Source organism: Mesorhizobium sp. Cs1321R2N1 (assembly GCF_037179725.1).
GTDB classification, from domain to species: Bacteria; Pseudomonadota; Alphaproteobacteria; order Rhizobiales; family Rhizobiaceae; genus Mesorhizobium; species Mesorhizobium salmacidum.
Genome location: NZ_JAPYKP010000123.1, coordinates 1 through 18,189 on the forward strand (window position 1 = coordinate 1; position 18,189 = coordinate 18,189).

Sequence of the window (18,189 nt, forward strand, 5' to 3'; positions counted from 1 at the left end):
ACGCAGCGGCGTCAGACGGGCATTCTTGTGGATGTTCATTCGGACCCTCCGATGTGTACTGAAGCCTGGTAACTCCAGTCTCCTCGGTCCGGTCCGAATGGACAACCTCCCGAAAGCTCACACCTAGGCATTGTTTCGCCGGGGATGCCGGAGAGTTCACACTACAGTGATCGGCGGCAATGAAACCTCGCGCGGCCAAACACGTTCCATGCCTGCAACAGGGTCCAGGTTCCAATGCAAACCGCGTGGTTCTCCAAGCCCGTCCTGGTTTCGGTCGGCGTTACCGGAACCACCCGCAACCTGTCCAACACACAACAGGCCATCGAGTTGCTGACGACACATTGGCGTGATGCCGGCAGCCTGAAACATCAGTCCGCGCTGCGCGCCTGCCGCCGCGCAACGAGCGGCGACGTGCCGCCCGATGTCGCCAGGGAGGCTTTTGTCGAGGCCGCGCGCGAGGCGCATATCCTGGTCGAGTAGGTCGAGCACGGATTTTGGGCCACGGATTTTGGGCGGCCGGCGGATCGCCCTAGATGCCGGAACCCGGCGAATCGCCGTCAGCCTCGCTACCGATCGGTGCCACGACGATGGATGCCAAGGGCGCGCTCAGCCGCCATTTGAGATAGCCGGGCGACCGCTCCAGAATGGCGGAGCCGCCCAGCGATTGCGGCGCCACACGCTGCAGCACCACGGTGCCGAACCCCTTGCGCGTGGTCTGGTCCCGCCGGTCGCCGGGATGCGGCGTCGACGTCTCCTCCCAGGTCAACTGGAATTCACGCTCGCCCACGGAGCCGGGGTTTTGCGCGCCGGAATCGATTGTCCAGGTGATCTCCACCCGGCCGCCTTCGCTGCCCAAGGCGCCATATTTGGACGAGTTCGTGCCCAGTTCGTGGAAGGCCATGCCGAGGTTCTGCACCGCGTTCGACTGCAGCGTCAGGACCGGGCCGGAGAGCAGGATCTGCTCCTCGAGACCGAAGGGCTTGAGATGCTCCTGGATCAGGTCGAACAGGCTCGCCCCCGCCCATTCCGAGGTGACGAGCAGATCGTGCGACCGCGACAGCGCCATGATGCGGGCGCGGATCAACTCCTCGAACTCGCCTGGATCGGTCGAGCGCTTGCTGGTCTCCCTGACCATCGACAGGATGACCGCGAACTGGTTCTTGACGCGATGGTTGACCTCCCGCATCAGCAGCCTGATGCGGCGCTCGCTCTCCTTGGCGGCGGAGATATCGCGGGCGATTTGCGAGGCGCCGATGATCTCGCCATTGCTGTTCTTGATCGGCGAAATCGTCAGCGAGACGGAAATCGGCACGCCATCCTTGCGCTTGCGCGTCGTCTCAAAGCTCGCCACCCGGTCGCCGCTGCGGATCTTGCTGATGATCTCGATTTCCTCGTTCTTGAGGTGATCGGGGATGAGCATGAGGATGGACTGGCCGATCGCCTCCTCGGCGGTATAGCCGAACATGCGTTCCGCCGCCTGGTTCCAGCTTTGGATGATGCTGTTCAGGTCCTTGCTGATGATGGCATCGAAGGAGGAATCGACAATTGCCGCGAGCCGGGCAACGGCGGTCGCCCCCTGTCTGTCGCTGCCGTCGACGTCGTTCATCGCCACCCGCAATTGCAACTTCTCCCGATCAAATAAGGCGCAAACGGATCAAGGCAATCGCCGGCGCGAGGATGGATAGGCTTAACTGCGTTTCACTCCGCCTGTCCCCGCGGCGTCTTGCCATCGCCATTGGGCTTGAGCACGCCGAATTCCTGCGACTTGGCGCCCATCTCCGCCGTCAGGAACCCGTCGGAGGCAAGACCACGGCGCAGCAATTCGCGGACTGCCGCCGAACGGCTGGGCATGCGCTTGTCGAAACGCCAATTTTCCAGTGCTGCCAGCTCATCCTGGGTCAACATGACCTGCAATCGTTCCGGGCGTTCCAGTTCAACCATATAGGCCTCCCGCGTAAGATTTGCACAGTTAGTAACTGTCTCATCGCACTTACAGTTAGGAACTTCCTCATCTTACGTCAAGCGCGGCCAATGGGCGGATGTAGCGTTGTATCAATGATGATCATCGAACGCAGGTTGCATGTTCGTGTAACTCTGCTAACAAGCTGATTTTATTTGTGGATTTTTCAGTTTTAACTTGTCAGGCCCGGGTATCGGGCGCATCCTGCCGCCTTGAGGAAACCAACTCGCTTTGGGAGGTTTCGATGCGATACGACTATTCCACACGGCTGCGTGAAGACGTCTATTCGACTGTCCGCGCAGTGTTCAGGACCGTTGGCATCATTGAACTGACGACAGTGGCGGAAAGGATCAGGCTCAGGAACCTGGCCGAGAATGTCGCTCTCGAGGACATTGAACATCTGGTCATGCGGGCTGCTCAACTGCTTGGCGCGGCGATCGAATTCGACACTTTTGGCGACGGATTGGCTTCGCCCGCACCCGGTCTCGTCGAGAACGGCGATGAGAGTGCGACAGTCCATCGCGATCTTCATCAGCCAGGCTCGATGCAATAGCCAAAGCCCGAGACGGCGACAGATCCATAGGCCATGGAACGAGTCCAGCCTTCGGAAATTACTGGATCGCCCGATAGAGGAGGATGTTGTGAAGGCCCTGCGCAGCCTGCTAGCCGAACTGTCGGCCAAGTGGCTTCAACGCCGCAAGACGCACAAACCAGCCGGGAATCCGGTCAAACCCGTTTCCCGTGCCCACCAGACCGCGAGAACGCGACCGGCGCAAAAGCCAAAGCCGCCCTCCTCTCGCGATGGCGCGTAGATATGTGAGCACAATGCGCTTGCCGGACAAGCGCTGCGGCCGCCACACCCAAATCGGAATGAAGCCCGACTATCTTCGAAGTCCCTGGGCCGGATGTCCTTTCAAACATTCGCTGCAGCGTGACGCGCGACCAGCCCGTAGTTCGGTGGCGAAGCCGCCGTACGGCGTCATGCCCGATGCTATCCATCGAGACCGCGCCGAACGCCCTGTGAGAATTGAGCGAGCGCCTTATATAATCCGGGTCATCTCCTTCCTTCCCTCCCGGAGCTCCACCCATGACCCTCGACACACGCAAGCTCGGCAGCCAGGGGCTGCAAGTCTCGGCCATTGGTCTCGGCTGTATGGGCATGAGCCAGTCCTACGGCCCGGCTGACGAGGCCGAATCCGTCGCCACGCTGCACCGCGCCATCGAACTCGGCTGCACGTTCCTCGACACCGCCGAGGTCTATGGCCCGTACACCAACGAGGCCCTGCTCGGCCGGGCGTTGAAGGGCAAGCGCGACAAGGTGACGATCGCCACCAAGTTCGGCTTCCGCATCGAAAACGGTAAACAGGTGGGAGTCGATAGCCGGCCCGGGCATATCCGCGAGGTCGTGGAAGCCTCGCTCGGCCGTCTAGCCACCGATCATATCGACCTGCTCTACCAGCACCGCGTCGACCCTGCGGTGCCGCTGGAGGACGTCGCGGGCGCTGTCGGCGAGCTGGTCGCACAAGGCAAGGTGCGGTTCTTCGGCCTGTCGGAGGCAGGTGCCGCCAACATCCGCCGGGCGCATGCCGTGCATCCGGTGTCGGCGTTGCAGAGCGAATATTCGCTCTGGGAGCGCAATCTGGAGCCGGAGATCATCCCGCTGCTCGGGCAACTTGGCATTGGCCTGGTGCCGTTCTCGCCACTCGGCCGCGGTTTTCTCACCGGCGAGGTCAAACGCGCGGAGGACTATGCCGAGGGCGATTACCGCCGCAACGACCCGCGCTACCAGGGCGAAAACTACGACGCCAATGTCGACGCGGCGGCCAAGGTGCGCGACATCGCCACAGCCCGGGGCGTCAAGCCCGGCCAGATCGCGCTGGCCTGGCTGCTGGAGAAGGGCAACGGCTTTGGCGTCGACATCGTGCCCATCCCCGGCACCAAGCGGATCAGATATTTGGAGGAAAACGTCGCCGCCGCATCATTGAAACTCGACGCCGCCGAAATGGCCGCGCTCGACGATGCCCTGGCGCCGGGAAAAATCTCCGGCCCGCGTTACACCGAGCGCGGCATGGCGATGGTCGATCGGTAGGCGCTCAGAGCGCAAACGGGATCATCCTGGCTTGTATCTCGATCGGCGAGGACTTCAGACTGTGCGCACCGCATGCCTTGCCAGCGCGTGCTCGATCAGCGCGTCGATGACCTCGCTGTAGCCGATGCCGATCGCCGCCAGCGCCTTGGCGTACATCGAGATGTCGGTGAAGCCGGGCAGCGTGTTGACCTCGTTGACCAGCAGGGAGCCGTCGGCGCGCAGGAAGAAGTCGACGCGCGCCATGGCCTCGCAGCCGAGCGCCTTGAAGGCTTGCCCCGCCATGTCCCGCGCTCTGTCGGCGACCGCGGCGGGAATATCAGCGGGCACTTTGACCACCGCGCCTTCTGCATCGAGATATTTGGCCTCGTAGGTGTAGAAGCCATGCTTGCCGGCCGGGATGATCTCGCCTGGCAGCGACACCGTGAGCGAGCCGTCTGCCCGTTGCAACACCGAGCACTCGATCTCGCGGCCTTCGACGAACTCCTCGATCAACGCCTTGCCGTCATAGCGGAAAGTGGTTTCGATGGCTGCTTCGAAGCCATCCCTGTCGTTTACCTTGCTCACTCCGAAGGACGAGCCCTGGCGCGCCGGCTTGGCGAAGAAAGGCAGCCCGAGCGCCCCGGCGATTTCCTGGAACGAACCGACATCGCCTCTAAGCACGGTGACCGAGCGGGCGACGGCAAGGCCGGCCTCGCGCAGCAGCCGCTTGGCGACGTCCTTGTCCATGGCTGCGGCCGAAGCGAGGATGCCGCAGCCGACATAGGCGACATCGGCAACCTCGGCATAGCCCTGCACCGAGCCGTCCTCGCCGAACGGACCGTGCAGCACGGGAAAAACGACATCGACCGGCGGCAGGTCAGTTTCCTTGCGCGACGCTAAGATCAGCCGGCCCTTGCCGCCGGGCAGCAGGGCGACTTCCACGCCGTCCTCCGACACTGGAGCCCCTGCCCCTTCGCCGAAGGCCTCGGACGCCGGCTGCAGCAGCCATCTGCCGTCCCTGGAAATGCCGATCGGCACCACCTCGTAGCGCGTCCGGTCGATCGCCTTCAGCACATTGGCCGCCGACAGCCGCGACACCTCGTGCTCGGCCGAGCGACCTCCATAGAGGATGGCAACCCTGATCTTTCCGGTCATCGAAATCCCTCAACTGTCAAAAATCAAATGCTGACGGCAATGCCGCGATTGGCGAAGAAACGATCGAAATCGGTGGGCGCCAACACTGCGTCCGCCTGTGTGGCGCTGGTATGGCCGGATGGGTTGTGGAAGCGAAAACCATCGTCCGACGCCGCCGTGACCAGCACCAGATGACCGCCCTTCGACGGCGGCTCGCGCTCCGGCCAGCGGATCGAACTGCTGACCGAAGCGATGAAGAAGCGCGACCGGGCGAGATCCCCGGGACGTCCGCTGCCGCGACATTGGTCATCACCTCGGCCTCGAGGCCGAATTCCTGCTTCACGAAAGTGACGAAGGGCGCGTAGATCAGGCCCTTGATCGAGCCTTCATTGACGACATAGCCGCCATATCCGGTGCACCGTCTTGCCAGCTCGATCGTCGGCACGATCTGGCCGCGCGTCGCCAGGATCATCTTGAGGCAAGCCATGCCGCAGACATTGGCGGCCCAGACCGCGTATTCGTCGAGCGTGGCGGCACCCGATCCCTGCCACAGCGGATCCCCGCCGCAACGCGGCTTCGGCGCCGTCGGCGAGCACCGCCAGCGTCATGTCGGGCGTCTCCCACTGACTGAAAAACGGCACGGCTTCAGGCAATGGACTCATGTGGACTCCTCGGGCCGCCGAATACGAGATGGGTGAAAAGCCGCTCGGACCCGCCGAATTTCCCGGTGCGTCGCGCGGCGTCTACTCAACCTTCGTCCAGCCGAACACCAGCCAGGCGTATTTCGATTTTTCATCGGGTTCGGCGGTGTAGGTCATCTGTATGTCGCCGCCCTTGGCGTAGATATCGAGCCTGGGCGCCGTGTCCAGCTTGAGCCACGCTGAACTCTTGTTGAAGGACCAGGTCCCGCACCAGACGCAGGAACCCGATGTCGGGTCACCGGGCTGATGGAAATTGTAGCGGCCGTCCGCGGTGATCTCCAGATAATCGAACGCGCCGTAAAACGCGGTCACCGTCTGCTGGAACTCATTGGCGGCCGCTTCCTGTTCCGGCGTGGGCGCATCCTTCAAGTCGCGCGGCGGCCGGGTGGTCGCGCCGCTGAGTTGCCATTTGCCGACAAAGTCCTTCTGGGTCGGAAGATATTCCTCCTGAGCCTGCGCGGAAGATATATGAATAAATGATAATATGAATGGTGCGGCCATGCCCAAAATCGCAAGCAACGGCGCGGCGACACGGATCGCCCTGGTTGATTTCTGCATAAAAAAATCGGTTCTCCACGGTGGGCAAGAGATGTTCTGTTCGGGATGTTATTGAGAAAGGCGGCGCGCTTTGCTTCGCCGATTCCCGTCCGCCATTTTCACGGTTAGCACCGGATCCACCGAATTGGCAACGCAGGGCAGCGATCGGCAAAGCTGATCGGAACCAGTCTTCGCCATCTCGAGCTGCTTGCGAACGTGCCGGCGCGGGAAGGCTGGTTGCGATTCAATGAAACGATGAATCGCTCTACCTGGCGCCACTCGGCGTCGAGCCGAAGCGGCGGCGGAAACAGCGATTGAAATAGGAGACGTCGGAAAAGCCGCTCAACAGCGCGATCTCGCTGACCCGCATGCTGTCGTTGCGCCGGTCGCGCAGCATGCGATGAGCTCTCTGCAGGCGCAGTTCGAGAATATGCTCGGCGAAACTGGAGCCCGTTTCCTGCAGGAGATCATGGACATAGCGCGCGGAAAGCCGCAAATGCTGGGCGATGTGCTGGGCCGAGATGGCGGGATCGGCGAAGTTGTCCCGCATCTTCTGCAGGATGGCCTGCAGCCTTGCCGCGCGCAGGCCGCGCACGCCCGCCAGCTCGGCGATCTCGCCCTTGGCGCCGGTCGCCAGCCCGATCAGGTCGACGATCGTCTCGGTGGCGTGGGCGACAAGGTCGGGCGAGAGCAATGCCGGTCCCGCTTCCAGGAAGCCGCAATAGCGCTTGAGCATATCGAGCGCTTCATTGTCGGCGCCGATGGTCAGCGCCAGGCGATCCTCGATATGGGGGAAGGCATTTTCCAGGATTTCGCGGGGCACCACGACATTGGTCCAGACATTTCGGTCGCCGCCGGTCATTTCCAGCGCTTCCGAAGCCGAGACCAGCGCGCCTTCGCCCCTGCCGATGCTGTAGTCGCGGCCGGTCTGCACGCCGCTCAGCTTGGTGTCGCCGTCGTTGACCAGCAGCAGGTAGCCGTCGCGGCCGTCATCGGCGATGTTGCGTGTCTTGCGGCTGGCATGCCTGATCGTCCCTGCCATGCGCCCCAGCACCAGCGGCCCGATGGCGGTGGCTTCGATATCCGCCTGGAACGGCACGTTGCCGGAGATGGCGTATTCGACCGACCATATCTCCGCGACATGGATGTCCTGCCAGAGCGCGAAGCGCGCGCGGTCGTCGAGATGCGGCGGCAGGTCGACCGACGAGAAGACATTCTTTTTCAACGACCAACCGGCCTTTCCCGCGCACGCGTCTTCCCTGAAGCCGCACCGTATGGGAGCGATTTGCCTCTTGTCCAGAGGCGGCGTTATCCATGCCCTGCAGGACAATTTCAGTGCCGCCCAGATCAAGGGATCCGATCCGATTCGCCGGCCCCGCATTCGATTTCCAAAATACCAGGAATGCGGGATGGGAATCACCCGGCCTCGCCTGGTGCGGCAACCCGCGAGCGGTCACGGCCTAGGATGTGTTGAGATTCAGGTCAGGCCGAGCCGAAAATGGTGGATTCCGAGAACCGGAGCGGAGCGTACGTTTGGGTACGTGAGCATCGGAAGCGCAGGAAGCCGGCATTTGCAGGCCGACCTCACCTGAATATCAATACACCCTAGAACGTGATCTTCACGGAAGCGGCACTCCGGTTGGCCGGGCCGTGGTGGACGGCCTCGATGTTGTTGCCGTCCGGGTCGAGCAGGAAGGCGGCATAATAGCCGGGATGATAGGGCCGCTCGCCGGGCGCCCCGTTGTCCGTGCCCCCGGCCTCGAGCCCGGCCTTGTAGAAGGCATCGACCATGGCGTGATCCCTGGCATGGAAAGCCAGATGATGGCGGCCGGTCAGCTTTCCCTGTGCGGCCCGGCTGTCGACGCTGGAGATGAACAATTCGTCCGCCCAGAAATAGTCCTCGCCGGTGCCGCCGATCGGTATACCGAGCACCTGGAAGAGCGCCTCGTAGAAACGCCGGCTGGCGGGGAGATCCCGGACCACGAGCTGGAGGTGGTCGATGAGCCGGCCGCGATGCAGTTCCATGAAAGCTCCTCCTCGCAAGGAAAGCTCCTCCTCGCAAGGCCTCGAATTTAGGCGCCGGCGGCAAGGCGTCAACGCGGAGCGCGTGCATCTGCTGACAACCAGCGACAATTTTTTGGACCCGACGGAACTTTTCGGCTGACCGGAAGTTTGGTGGCGCGGCGGGAGGATGGCGATTGGATTGTTTTCAGAGGTTTGAAGCGCTGGTCGACAGCGCCGGCGCCGACGACATCGAGGAAGCGAACGCATTGCTGCGCCGGTTCAAGGACAGGTCCGAAAAGACGGCGCGGCCATCGACGAGTTCATGCTGGACTTCAAGACATTGGTCTTCGTCGTCGAAACCGGCCAAGAGGAATTCCAAAAGCCGATGCGCAAGCTCGCCCGCGCCAGGCTCGCGAAGCTCAAGCAACTGGTGAACGTGCCGGCGTAAGCTTGGCTAACCCTTGAGCAGCGCCGCCAACCGTGGAATGCCCTCGCTCACCGCGCGACGGTCGGCCAGCGTGAACGACAGCCGCAGCGTGTTGCGGCCGGTGCCGTCGGCGTAGAAGGCATTGCCGGGCACGAAAGCGACGCGCGCCTCCTTCACCGACCGCGCCAGGAGTTCCGTGGCATCGGTGCCTTCCGGCAGCGTCACCCAGACGAACATGCCGCCTTCCGGGCGGCTCCAGCTCACGCCCTCCGGCATATTGACTTCCAGCGCGCCAAGCAGGCCGTCGCGGCGCTCGCGATAGGCGCCGATGAGTTTTTCCACCTGGCTGTCGAACACGGATTCGGCGACGCGGTGCATCACCATCTGGTTGACCGACGGGCTGTGCAGGTCCGAAGCCTGCTTCATCAGCACCAGTTTTTCGACCACGTGGCGCGGCGCGCAGACCCAGCCGACGCGCATGCCCGGCGACAGGATTTTCGAAAACGAGCCGCAATAGAGCGTGCGCGCCTTGTCTATGCCGCCGGAGCGCGCGCAGTCGAGCGCCAGGATCGGCGGCACACCTTCGCCGTCATAGCGCAGCGCCCGATAGGCGGCGTCCTCGATGACGGCGATGTCGAGCTCGCCGGCAAGGTCGAGCACGGCCTCGCGCTGCTTTCGGTCCAGCGTGGCGCCGGTCGGGTTGGCGAAGTCGGGCACCAGATAGGCGAATTTCACCCGCCCGTCATTGGCGGCGGCAGCGGTATGGTAGGCCGCCGGCGTCATGTTGCCGCCTTCGGGCCGCAGCCGGTCGTAGCGCGGCTCGTAGGCGTTGAAGGCCTGCAGCGCGCCGAGATAGGTCGGCCATGTCACCAGCGCGGTATCGCCCGGCGACAGGAACAGCTTGCCGAGATAATCCAGCGCCTGCTGGGAGCCGGAGGTGATGAAGATGTTGGCCTCGTCGCAGGCAATGCCGAGCTTGCCCATCTGCCCGGCAAGCCAGCGCCGCAGCGGCAGATAGCCTTCCGAAACCTGGTACTGCAGGGCCGCCCCGGCTTCCGCGCCGCCCAGCACATCGCCATAGGCATCGCGGATGGCGTCGGACGGAAACAGCGACGGATCGGGAATGCCGCCGGCGAACGAAATGATGTCGGGCTGGTCGAGCAGCTTCAGCAACTCGCGGATTTCCGACGCCTTCATACGCGACGAGCGCGAAGCCAACAGGTTCAAAAGGGTCAAGACATGCCTCCCCGGCGTTTTCTTATATAGGTCAACCTGACTGACCTATATCTGGTTTGCCGGGCGATTTGAATAGTGCCTGAAAGGCTTCCGCTATACGCCAGCCGCCGCCAAGCCGGAACCGGCGACAGCGTGCGCGCGTCCGCTAAAGGCTCTTCTTGTAACCAATATGGCTGGCGGTGAAGCCCAAGCCTTCATAGAAGCGGTGGGCGTCCGCCCTGCCCTTGTCGGTGGTGAGTTGGACAAGGCCGCAGCCGCGTGCCCGGCATTCGTCGATCGCCCATTCGAACATCTTCTTGCCCATCCCGTCGGAGCGCCTGCCGCTGGCAACGCGAACCGCCTCGATCTGCCCCCGCCAAGCACCCTTGCGCGAGAGCCCGGCAAGGAAGGTGATCTGCAAGGTGCCGATCACCTTGGCCCCATCCACAGCCACGGCAAGCAACTGGTTGGGATCGGCGTCGATGGCGTTGAAGGCATCGAGATAGCCTTGCGCCAACGGCAACGAGGCATCCTCGCGGGTCGCCCCCAGCGGATCGTCGGCGAGCATGGCGACGATGGCTGGCAGGTCGGAGGCGTGTGCCTTGCGGAATTGGATGTTGGCCATAGCGGATGAGATACGGCCAGCCGTCCCCGGCGGCAAGGTTCAGCTCCCCCTTCCCCCCTTGTGGGGGAAGGTGGCCTCGCGAAGCGAGGTCGGATGAGGGGTGTTCCAGCTTGGCAACATGCTTCTCGCGACACCACATTACGCTGAATTATCAACGGATTATTTCTTTCGGCACCCCTCATCCGTCTCGGCGCTACGCGCCGATCCACCTTCTCCCACAAGGGGAGAAGGAAGAGGCATCATCGCTCGCGAAGTTGGATGTGATGGGATAGTGGCGGGCTGACGTTCAGATGTCAGGATGACGACAATATGGATAGCTGCCACAGCTGCCGCACAGCACCACCAATCAATCCCCATCCCCCGCGGGCTTGGCCTTGCCGCACCGCGCCAGCACCTTGCCGATGGCCGCGCTCGATCCCTTCAGCGGAAAGCTGATAGCGCCATATTTGGCCGCGCTGACCGACACGTCCCCCTTCGAGCGCAGCAGGTCGAGCAGCGGATCGGCCTTGGCGAGATCGACCACGAAATAATTGTACATTTCCTCCAGTTGCAGCGTCTTGGTCACCGTCTTGCCATCGGCCTTGAAGTCGAACGAACCGCTGATGCCCAGTTCCAGCTGCGGGCCGCTGGCACCCAGGTCGTAGCTCAGAACCGGATTGTCGAAGCAGGTCAGCATCAGATGCGCGTCGCCTTTCGGCCCGCCGCAGACGGAAGCCGTCAGCACGCTGCCGCCCTCGTCTTCTTCCATCTTCGCGCTCCAGCCGCAGGACGCGGCAAAGGCCGGCTGCGCGCCAAGCAATGCCGCCAAGGCTCCGGCGGCAACGACATATCTTTTCATGACTTCCCCCTTCGGGCATTTGCAGCACCCGCCGGCAGCATATAGGAAAAGCCTTTGAATGGCATTGCATGTGCAGGGCGCCTTGGTGTTGAGAGCTTGTATTCGCCTGTGTCTTGTGACAGCCGCCCTGGTGGCCTCGCCGCTCGCCGCGCAGGCCGAATGGAAGCCGGTCGAGAAGGTCGAGACCTACGCCATTTCAGGCCAGTCCGGGCTGGAGCTCTACCGGTCGATCGGCCAGAACGGGCCGAATGCCGGCATTGCCCGCGCCATCGCCCACACCAATTTCAAGCTGACCTGGACCAGGGATTATCAGGCGCATGCCGGAGCCTGCGTGCTGGTTTCGGCGAAGCCCAAGCTCATCATCACCTATACCTTGCCCAGCCCCTCATCGCCGCTGTCCTCCGCCATCCAGAAGAACTGGGAGGTTTTCCTCGCCGGCGTCAGCGCCCACGAAAAGGTGCACGGCGCGACCATTGTCGACATGGCGCGCAAGATCGAGGCGGCGACAGTCGGCCTGACCGTTCCCGACGACCCAAAATGCAGCAAGATCCGGATCGAGATGACCAAGCGCCTGTCCGCGCTCTCGCAGGCGCAGCGCCAGGCAAGCCGCGATTTCGACCGCATCGAACTCGGCCAGGGCGGCAATCTGCAGAAGCTCATTCTTGCCCTGGTGAATGGCGGCTGAGAAGGCCACCGCGCCCCGCGGCGCGGCGGCATATCCGCGGTTCGGGTCGGGTCTACCGGCTGAGGTCCAGTGCCGCGCTCAGATCCCCCATTGGCGGCTCGCCATTGGCGGCCAGCGCCTTGTCGCGGGCAACGATGCCGGTCAGCACCGGCAGGTCGTAGCGCGCGGTGATGAAGCGCAGGATCGACGTCGTGTCGTATTGCGTGTGGTCGACCGTGCCCATCCTGGCATAGGGCGAGACGATGAAGGCCGGGATGCGGTTGCCCGGGCCCCAGCGGTCGGCCCGGGGCGGCGCGACATGATCCCAGAAGCCGCCATTCTCGTCATAGGTGACGACCACCAGCATGTGGCCCCATTGCGGGCTCTTCTCCAGATGCGAAACGAGATCGGCCAGATGCCGGTCGCCGCTAGCCACGTCGGCATAGCCGCCGTGCTCGTTGAGATTGCCTTGCGGCTTGTAGAAGGCGACCTGCGGTAGCTTGCCGTCATCGATCGCCTTGATGAACTCGGCGCCATCCAGGCCGCCGTCCCTCAGATGCTCTGTGCGCGCGGCGGTACCGGGCGCGTAGGCGGCAAAATAGTTGAAGGGCTGGTGGTGGAACTGGAAGTTCGGCACCGGCGTCGCGTTCTTACCGTCGAGCGTTGCCTGCCAGGCGCCGGCATACCAGGCCCAGTTCACCCCCTTCAGCGACAGCAGATCGCCGATGGTGATGTCGTGCTGCGGCGGCAGCGTGGTGGGCGCGGCCGGGTCGGCCAGCGCCTTGTCGCCGCCCTCGGCCGGCTTGTTGGCGCTCGGCTGATAGGGCGGCTGCATGGTGTTGACGGCATGGAAGTCGGGCGTGATGGCGCCGTCATTGACGAATTTCGGTACGCCGCCCAGTGCCGAGGCCGGCGAATTGTCGGCGACCTTCAAGGTTGTGCCATCGGCTTCGACCACGGCGATCTGGCCCTTGATCGGACTGGTGTCGGCGTGGGGGTAGACCGGCGTACAGGCGCAGGCGAGCTGGAAATGGTTGAGGAAGGAGCCGCCGAAGGCGCCCTGGAAGAAATTGTCGGCCAGCACATACTTCTTCGCGACCTGCCACATCGGCAGGATAGAGCCGTCATAATGGCCCATGACAAGGCCGCCGGAATCGGCCCAGGCGACGAATTTGTCGTTCTTGCCGCCGTCGATCTGCATCTGCTCCTGGTAGAAGCGGTGCCACAGATCATGGGTGATGACGTTGGTGCCTTCGTTGAAGCCCTTGGGATCGTCAATGGCGAAGGCGGCGTTGGCCAGATGCGCGGTCTCAGCCTCCGTCACCACGGGCGTGACGCCCTTTCCGGTCAGCCCGCCCCAGGTCGGCGGCAGCTCGGTGAGCGGCTTGCCGTCGCGGTCAAGCTGCCGCGCCTGGTCGGCCGAGACATTGGCCAGCCCATTGGCGCCGGGGAAACCGCCATAGAGATTATCGAAGCTGCGGTTTTCGGCATAGATGACAACGACGGTGTCGATCTTGTCGAAGCCCGGAGGGGCGGCATTGGCCGCGAGGGGAAGCAGGGCCGAACCGGCCAGGCAGAAGGAAGTGAGGAGCTTGAGCCTCGTCATCGGGAAGACCTCGTGGCTTGACTGTGGCTAGAGGGCGCGGAAACCATAGGGGCAGCTAACGCGGATGCCTTGTCACCTTTGTGACATCCGCCGCCGCGGCGAACACGGTTTCGTGAGCACTGGGGCCGGTCATCAATCCGTTGCACTCCATTCCTATTTCCCGGCCAAAGCGGACCATGCTCCATGACCAGAAGACGATGGAAAAGCCTGATGATCGCGATTGCCGCGATCTCGACATTTGGCTGTGCCGCGCCCGCGAATACGGCGGATGGCGTCCATCCCGGTCCGCTATCGCGCGCGCAAGCTTTCGCACGTGCCGAGGCGCTTACCGCCTTGGGGCGAAAAATGTTCTTCGACCCGGCGCTGTCGGCCTCGGGCAGGCAGGCCTGCTCGTCCTGCCATGATCCGCGCCATGCTTTCGGTCCGGCCTCGGCAGCTCCGGTCGAGATGGGCGGGCCGCATCTCGACCTGCCCGGCGTGCGCGCGGTGCCCTCGCTGCGCTATCTCCAGGCCGCTCCCGCCTTCACCGAGCATTTCTACGATTCCGACGACGAAGGCGACGAGAGCGTCGACAACGGTCCGACCGGCGGCCTGACCTGGGATGGCCGCGCCGACCACGGCACGGATCAGGCGAAAATTCCCCTGCTCTCGCCCTTCGAGATGGCCAACAAGGATGCGGGGGCTTTCACCGCCGCCCTGCGTAGATCGGCCTATGCCGACGAGTTCAAGGCAACCTTCGGCAACGATGTCTTCGACCGCCCGGGCGACGCCTTCGACGCCGCCGCCGAGGCGCTCGGCACGTTCGAGCAGAGCGCCGCCGATTTCTATCCCTATTCCAGCCGCTACGACGCCTTCCTCGCCGGCAAGGCGACGCTGTCGGCGCAGGAACGGCGCGGCCGCGCCCTGTTCGAGGACGAGGCGAAAGGCAATTGCGCCTCCTGCCACCTCAGCGAACCCGCCAATGACGGCGAGCCGCCGCAATTCACCGATTTCGGCTTGATCGCCATCGCCGTGCCGCGCAATCCGGCCATCCCGGCCAACGCCGACCCCGCCTATGCCGATCTCGGCCTGTGCGGCCCGCTGCGCACCGATTTCCACGGCCGCACCGGCTATTGCGGCCTGTTCAAGACACCGACGCTGCGCAATGTCGCGCTGCGCAAGAGCTTCTTCCACAACGGCTACTTCCACGTGCTGCGCGAGGCCGTCGCCTTCTACGCCAGCCGCGACACCGACCCCGGCCACTGGTATCCCAGGAATGCAGACGGCATGGTGAGACAATATGACGATCTGCCAAAGGCTTACTGGGGAAATCTCAACCAGGACCCACCCTTCAACGGCAAAAAACCCGGCGACAAGCCGGCGCTCGACGACACCGAGATCGACGACATCGTGGCGTTTCTGCGGACGCTGACGGATGCGGATCAGGTGGCGGGCCACTGAAGCGTCGGGACGAGCATGGCACCCAAAACGGAACGCCGGCGGGCCAGCGCCCCCCTCTGTCCTGCCGGACATCTCCCCCTCGAGGGGGGAGATCGGATGTCACCATGGCTTTCGCTAATTTTCGGTGTTGAGGAAAAGAACCGGCGCCAAAGCTGCCAATCTCCCCCCTTGAGGGGGAGATGCCCGGCAGGGCAGAGGGGGGCGCTGGCCCGCCGGCGTCTCCAAGAAATCGGACCAAATCCCTCAAAGCGCCCTGATCACGCCCCCATCCACGCGGATACTCTGCCCGGTAATATACCCGGCCCCTTCCGAAGCCAAAAAAGCAATGGTCGCGGCGATCTCCTCGCTCGTCCCGTAGCGCTGCATCGGCACGTTGTCGCGGCGCTCTTCGGTGGTGGGCAGGCTGTCGATCCAGCCGGGCAGCACATTGTTCATGCGCACATTGTCTGATGCATAGGTGTTGGCGAAAATCTTGGTGTAGGCCGCAAGGCCGGCGCGGAACACGGCCGAGGTCGGGAACATCGCGCTCGGCTCGGCCACCCAGGCCGTCGAGATGTTGATGATGGCGCCGCCCTTCTGCTTGACCATCTGCGGCGCCACGATACGCACCGGCCGGATGACGTTCATCAGGTAGACGTCCATGCCGGTGTGCCACTGCTCATCCGTGATCTCCAGGATCGGCGCGCGCGGCCCATGGCCGCCGCTGTTGACCAGCACGTCGATGCGGCCATAGCGCTCCAACGTCAGGTCGGCGAGACGCTGCAGGTCGTCGTTCGACTGGTTGGAGCCGGTGACGCCGAGCCCGCCAAGCTCCTTGGCCAGCGCCTCGCCCTTGCCGGACGAGGACAGGATCGCCACCTTGAACCCATCCGCCGCCAGGCGCTTTGCCGCCGCCGCGCCCATGCCGCTGCCACCGGCCACGATGACAGCTGTTTTTTCTGAATTCATTGGGTTTTCCTCATCGAGTTGGCGGGAGTTTTCAGCGAGTCATATAGCTGGTTTCGTCGGCCAGTTCGAACCAGAAAGACAGAATGGACCTGCAGAAAAACGAGAGCCGGTGGCGCTGCCCCCTCGTTGCCCTGCCGGGCATTTCTCCCCGCATAGTGACAGGGAGAAAAGAAGCTGGCTGCAACGCGGCTCGACTCCTGCAACGCTGATGATTGGCGAAATCACAGATGACAGCGCCCCTCTCCCCGTCTCTATACGGGAAGAGGATGCCGGCAGGCAGGTGAGGGGCAGCGCTGACATTCAGCCTCCTACCCCTCCACCGTCTCCAGCACGGAGAGCAGCGTGCCTTCCATGTCGGGCTCGTCGCCGGAGCAGACGCACAGCATCTCGGCGTCGCCCTCGCCCACCGAGAGATAGGCGTGGCCCATGGTGGAATCGATGTAGACGCTCTCGCCCGCTTTCAGCCGCACCGGCGCGTATTGGTCGGTGTGCAGTTCGATCTCGCCCTTGAGCACGATCAGGAACTCCTCGCCGGCATGCCGGGTCAGCGGACCGAACTCTTCCGGCGTGCGGGCGCGCGCATAGGCGTGGATCGGCACCATGCGCTTGCGCACCAAGTCGGTGGCGAGATACCGGTAGTCGTAGTTGCGGGTCAGCTGGCGCAGTGTGTTGGACTGCGAGGTCACCGAACGGCGGGTGCGCGCCGCCGGCTGCTTGCGGTCGCCGCTGAGCAGCTCCGTCACATGGATACCGAGCCCTTCGCAGATCTGTAACAGCTTGTCGTAGCTCAGCGACATCTGGTCGTTCTCGACCTTGGATAGCGTCGACACCGCGACGCCGGTGAGAGAGCTGACCTCCTGCAAGGTCCAGCCATGTCTTTTTCTCAGGGCACGCAGACAATCACCGAGATTCGGTTGCTCCGACATTGTCAGCTCCATGAAGCGGCGGCACGTCACTACCGCGGGGTTCACCCTAGGTAGTCGAACTCGAGCGGGCCATCAACAACACCACAATTTTCTTATACGCTAAATATTGACTGGATACGAAATTATTTTTACGACTGAGGGATGCAGTCGAATGCTCCCGCGAAGATCATCGTCATCGGCGGCGGCATCGCCGGCCTCTCCCTTGCCGCCGAGGTGGCGGACTGGGCCGATGTCACCGTCATCGAGCGCGAACCGCATCTCGGCTACCACGCCAGCGGCCGCTCCGCCGCTTTGTTCACCGAGACCTATGGCAACCGCCTGGTGCGCGGGCTGACGCTGGCCAGCCGGCAGGCGATAGTCGAGGGCGGTTTCGTCGCCCATCGGCGCGGCGCGCTGCACGTCGGATGGACTGGTGACGATACCGCCATCGACCGGCTGGCTCATGAATTGCAGGCACTGGTGCCGAGCGTGCGCCGCTTATCGGCGGCCGAGCTCCACGCGCTGGTCCCGGTCATTGCCAGGGAAACCACCTGCGGCGGCGTCTATGAGCCGGACGCGGTGGATGTCGACACCGGCAAGATGCTGGGGTCCAGCGCCTCGGCGCTCAAGGCCCGCGGCGGCATCATCCGCACCGGCGAGGAGGTCCGCGCCATATCACGCGACGGAAGCGCTTTTCGGGTTGAAACGAGCGCCGGCGTCTACTCGGCCGATATCGTCGTCAATGCCGCCGGCGCCTGGGTCGATGTCGTCGCCGGCATGGCGGGGCTGCCGGGCCTCGGCTTCCAGCCCAAACGGCGCACCGCCTTCCTGTTCGATCCGCCCGCCGGGATGGATATCGCCGGCTGGCCGCTGGTGGTCGACCTGCACGAGCAGTTCTACTTCAAGCCCGATGCCGGCAGGCTGATCGGTTCCCTCGCCGACGAGACGGACTCCGAGCCTTGCGACGCCTGGCCGGAAGACATCGACGTCGCCATCGCCGTCGACCGCATCGAACAGGCGACATCGATGCGCATCGGGCGTCCGTCGACGCCATGGGCGGGCCTGCGCACCTTCGCGCCCGACCGCACGCCGGTCGCCGGCTTCGACCCGCGCCTTC

General features: G+C 63.7%; 19 protein-coding genes and 1 pseudogene. 7 read left to right on the forward strand and 13 right to left on the reverse strand.

Annotation, left to right across the window (positions count from 1 at the left end; all coding sequences use genetic code 11):
• Window positions 1–234: 234 nt before the first annotated feature.
• On the forward strand, window positions 235–480 hold the full coding sequence (locus O7A61_RS24360) for a DUF982 domain-containing protein (RefSeq protein WP_337131973.1): 246 nt from the start codon (window positions 235–237) through the stop codon (window positions 478–480).
• Window positions 481–529: 49 nt separating this feature from the next.
• On the opposite strand, the gene O7A61_RS24365 is transcribed toward O7A61_RS24360, so the two are convergent.
• On the reverse strand, window positions 530–1,606 hold the full coding sequence (locus O7A61_RS24365) for a sensor histidine kinase (RefSeq protein ID WP_337131975.1): 1,077 nt from the start codon (window positions 1,604–1,606) through the stop codon (window positions 530–532).
• A gap of 92 nt (window positions 1,607–1,698) precedes the next feature.
• Window positions 1,699–1,941 carry a hypothetical protein gene (locus tag O7A61_RS24370; protein WP_337131977.1) on the reverse strand — a complete coding sequence of 81 codons (243 nt, stop codon included), beginning with the start codon at window positions 1,939–1,941 and terminating at the stop codon, window positions 1,699–1,701.
• A 263-nt stretch (window positions 1,942–2,204) separates the two neighbouring features.
• Between O7A61_RS24370 and O7A61_RS24375 the strand changes: the two genes are divergently transcribed.
• Window positions 2,205–2,513, forward strand: a complete 309-nt coding sequence (locus O7A61_RS24375) for a hypothetical protein (protein WP_337131979.1) — start codon at window positions 2,205–2,207, stop codon at window positions 2,511–2,513.
• A gap of 534 nt (window positions 2,514–3,047) precedes the next feature.
• Window positions 3,048–4,049, forward strand: coding sequence for an aldo/keto reductase (locus tag O7A61_RS24380; RefSeq protein WP_337131981.1), 1,002 nt, complete (start codon window positions 3,048–3,050; stop codon window positions 4,047–4,049).
• A gap of 54 nt (window positions 4,050–4,103) precedes the next feature.
• Here O7A61_RS24380 and O7A61_RS24385 read toward each other — a convergent pair whose 3' ends face one another.
• The 5 genes and pseudogenes from O7A61_RS24385 to O7A61_RS24405 form a co-directional block, all read right to left on the reverse strand.
• Window positions 4,104–5,183 carry a D-alanine--D-alanine ligase family protein gene (locus tag O7A61_RS24385; protein ID WP_337131983.1) on the reverse strand — a complete coding sequence of 360 codons (1,080 nt, stop codon included), beginning with the start codon at window positions 5,181–5,183 and terminating at the stop codon, window positions 4,104–4,106.
• 23 nt (window positions 5,184–5,206) lie between these two features.
• Window positions 5,207–5,824, reverse strand: a pseudogene (locus tag O7A61_RS24390) (C39 family peptidase).
• Between the two features lie 81 nt (window positions 5,825–5,905).
• Entirely contained in the window at window positions 5,906–6,364 is a 459-nt protein-coding gene (locus tag O7A61_RS24395) for a hypothetical protein (protein ID WP_442921111.1), read from the reverse strand.
• A 301-nt stretch (window positions 6,365–6,665) separates the two neighbouring features.
• Complete coding sequence (locus O7A61_RS24400) at window positions 6,666–7,625, reverse strand: AraC family transcriptional regulator (RefSeq protein WP_337105128.1); 960 nt, start codon at window positions 7,623–7,625, stop codon at window positions 6,666–6,668.
• A gap of 380 nt (window positions 7,626–8,005) precedes the next feature.
• The gene (locus O7A61_RS24405; protein WP_337131987.1) at window positions 8,006–8,425 is read right to left on the reverse strand and encodes a VOC family protein; all 420 of its coding nucleotides are present in this window, start codon (window positions 8,423–8,425) and stop codon (window positions 8,006–8,008) included.
• 301 nt (window positions 8,426–8,726) lie between these two features.
• Between O7A61_RS24405 and O7A61_RS24410 the strand changes: the two genes are divergently transcribed.
• Window positions 8,727–8,852 (forward strand): hypothetical protein, encoded by a 126-nt coding sequence (locus tag O7A61_RS24410; RefSeq protein ID WP_337131989.1) that lies wholly within the window; start codon window positions 8,727–8,729, stop codon window positions 8,850–8,852.
• A gap of 6 nt (window positions 8,853–8,858) precedes the next feature.
• Here the strand turns inward: O7A61_RS24410 and O7A61_RS24415 are convergent, their stop codons facing one another.
• The 3 genes from O7A61_RS24415 to O7A61_RS24425 form a co-directional block, all read right to left on the reverse strand.
• A complete protein-coding gene (locus O7A61_RS24415; RefSeq protein ID WP_337131999.1) occupies window positions 8,859–10,028 on the reverse strand; it encodes an aminotransferase-like domain-containing protein in 1,170 nt (389 codons plus the stop codon).
• A 184-nt stretch (window positions 10,029–10,212) separates the two neighbouring features.
• On the reverse strand, window positions 10,213–10,671 hold the full coding sequence (locus tag O7A61_RS24420; protein WP_337132001.1) for a GNAT family N-acetyltransferase: 459 nt from the start codon (window positions 10,669–10,671) through the stop codon (window positions 10,213–10,215).
• Window positions 10,672–11,017: 346 nt separating this feature from the next.
• On the reverse strand, window positions 11,018–11,509 hold the full coding sequence (locus O7A61_RS24425; RefSeq protein ID WP_337131991.1) for a hypothetical protein: 492 nt from the start codon (window positions 11,507–11,509) through the stop codon (window positions 11,018–11,020).
• A 58-nt stretch (window positions 11,510–11,567) separates the two neighbouring features.
• On the opposite strand from O7A61_RS24425, the gene O7A61_RS24430 reads away from it, so the two are divergent.
• Window positions 11,568–12,194 (forward strand): DUF922 domain-containing Zn-dependent protease, encoded by a 627-nt coding sequence (locus O7A61_RS24430; RefSeq protein WP_337131993.1) that lies wholly within the window; start codon window positions 11,568–11,570, stop codon window positions 12,192–12,194.
• A 52-nt stretch (window positions 12,195–12,246) separates the two neighbouring features.
• On the opposite strand, the gene O7A61_RS24435 is transcribed toward O7A61_RS24430, so the two are convergent.
• Window positions 12,247–13,779: an acid phosphatase gene (locus tag O7A61_RS24435; RefSeq protein WP_337131995.1), complete on the reverse strand. Its 1,533-nt coding sequence runs from the start codon at window positions 13,777–13,779 to the stop codon at window positions 12,247–12,249.
• 210 nt (window positions 13,780–13,989) lie between these two features.
• Here O7A61_RS24435 and O7A61_RS24440 point away from each other — a divergent pair, with 210 nt between their 5' ends.
• On the forward strand, window positions 13,990–15,219 hold the full coding sequence (locus O7A61_RS24440; protein ID WP_337132003.1) for a cytochrome-c peroxidase: 1,230 nt from the start codon (window positions 13,990–13,992) through the stop codon (window positions 15,217–15,219).
• Window positions 15,220–15,462: 243 nt separating this feature from the next.
• On the opposite strand, the gene O7A61_RS24445 is transcribed toward O7A61_RS24440, so the two are convergent.
• Complete coding sequence (locus tag O7A61_RS24445; RefSeq protein ID WP_337105133.1) at window positions 15,463–16,167, reverse strand: SDR family oxidoreductase; 705 nt, start codon at window positions 16,165–16,167, stop codon at window positions 15,463–15,465.
• A gap of 308 nt (window positions 16,168–16,475) precedes the next feature.
• A complete protein-coding gene (locus O7A61_RS24450; RefSeq protein ID WP_027141459.1) occupies window positions 16,476–17,093 on the reverse strand; it encodes a helix-turn-helix domain-containing protein in 618 nt (205 codons plus the stop codon).
• A gap of 141 nt (window positions 17,094–17,234) precedes the next feature.
• On the opposite strand from O7A61_RS24450, the gene O7A61_RS24455 reads away from it, so the two are divergent.
• A partial coding sequence (locus O7A61_RS24455; protein ID WP_337131997.1) for an NAD(P)/FAD-dependent oxidoreductase occupies window positions 17,235–18,189 on the forward strand: 955 nt, incomplete at its 3' end.

What these genes read in the sequence shown, in the direction of transcription:
- O7A61_RS24395 (WP_442921111.1), bottom strand. Translation starts at nt 6,364, where the DNA reads ATGGCCGCACCATTCATATTATCATTTATTCATATATCTTCCGCGCAG.
- O7A61_RS24420 (WP_337132001.1), bottom strand. Translation starts at nt 10,671, where the DNA reads ATGGCCAACATCCAATTCCGCAAGGCACACGCCTCCGACCTGCCAGCC.
- O7A61_RS24405 (WP_337131987.1), bottom strand. Translation starts at nt 8,425, where the DNA reads ATGGAACTGCATCGCGGCCGGCTCATCGACCACCTCCAGCTCGTGGTC.
- O7A61_RS24450 (WP_027141459.1), bottom strand. Translation starts at nt 17,093, where the DNA reads ATGTCGGAGCAACCGAATCTCGGTGATTGTCTGCGTGCCCTGAGAAAA.
- O7A61_RS24365 (WP_337131975.1), bottom strand. Translation starts at nt 1,606, where the DNA reads ATGAACGACGTCGACGGCAGCGACAGACAGGGGGCGACCGCCGTTGCC.
- O7A61_RS24380 (WP_337131981.1), top strand. Translation starts at nt 3,048, where the DNA reads ATGACCCTCGACACACGCAAGCTCGGCAGCCAGGGGCTGCAAGTCTCG.
- O7A61_RS24445 (WP_337105133.1), bottom strand. Translation starts at nt 16,167, where the DNA reads ATGAATTCAGAAAAAACAGCTGTCATCGTGGCCGGTGGCAGCGGCATG.
- O7A61_RS24410 (WP_337131989.1), top strand. Translation starts at nt 8,727, where the DNA reads ATGCTGGACTTCAAGACATTGGTCTTCGTCGTCGAAACCGGCCAAGAG.
- O7A61_RS24440 (WP_337132003.1), top strand. Translation starts at nt 13,990, where the DNA reads ATGATCGCGATTGCCGCGATCTCGACATTTGGCTGTGCCGCGCCCGCG.
- O7A61_RS24370 (WP_337131977.1), bottom strand. Translation starts at nt 1,941, where the DNA reads ATGGTTGAACTGGAACGCCCGGAACGATTGCAGGTCATGTTGACCCAG.
- O7A61_RS24430 (WP_337131993.1), top strand. Translation starts at nt 11,568, where the DNA reads ATGGCATTGCATGTGCAGGGCGCCTTGGTGTTGAGAGCTTGTATTCGC.
- O7A61_RS24435 (WP_337131995.1), bottom strand. Translation starts at nt 13,779, where the DNA reads ATGACGAGGCTCAAGCTCCTCACTTCCTTCTGCCTGGCCGGTTCGGCC.
- O7A61_RS24385 (WP_337131983.1), bottom strand. Translation starts at nt 5,183, where the DNA reads ATGACCGGAAAGATCAGGGTTGCCATCCTCTATGGAGGTCGCTCGGCC.
- O7A61_RS24375 (WP_337131979.1), top strand. Translation starts at nt 2,205, where the DNA reads ATGCGATACGACTATTCCACACGGCTGCGTGAAGACGTCTATTCGACT.
- O7A61_RS24360 (WP_337131973.1), top strand. Translation starts at nt 235, where the DNA reads ATGCAAACCGCGTGGTTCTCCAAGCCCGTCCTGGTTTCGGTCGGCGTT.
- O7A61_RS24425 (WP_337131991.1), bottom strand. Translation starts at nt 11,509, where the DNA reads ATGAAAAGATATGTCGTTGCCGCCGGAGCCTTGGCGGCATTGCTTGGC.
- O7A61_RS24415 (WP_337131999.1), bottom strand. Translation starts at nt 10,028, where the DNA reads ATGAAGGCGTCGGAAATCCGCGAGTTGCTGAAGCTGCTCGACCAGCCC.